The organism is Streptomyces cyaneofuscatus (genome assembly GCF_000718135.1).
Taxonomy (GTDB): Bacteria; Actinomycetota; Actinomycetes; order Streptomycetales; family Streptomycetaceae; genus Streptomyces; species Streptomyces cyaneofuscatus.
Map to the genome: position 1 here is coordinate 1 of NZ_JOEM01000117.1, position 214 is coordinate 214.

Sequence of the window (214 nt, forward strand, 5' to 3'; positions counted from 1 at the left end):
GGTGATCGAACATCGCAATGTGGTTCGGCTGTTCACGCATGGGGTGAAGGAGTACGGCCTGGGGCCGGAGGATGTATGGACCCTGTTCCATTCCTACTCGTTCGACTTCTCGGTGTGGGAAGTGTGGGGCGCGCTGGCGCACGGTGGCCGGCTGGTGATCCTGCCCCGGGAGGTGACCCGCAGCCCGGAAGTCCTGCTGGGGGTGCTGCAATCC

General features: G+C 64.5%; 1 protein-coding gene. It reads left to right on the forward strand.

The genetic code is table 11. From position 1 onward, the window contains the following. Positions 1-214: AMP-binding protein (locus tag IF17_RS01000000137010; protein WP_032773258.1), on the forward strand; the 214-nt coding region annotated here is incomplete at both ends.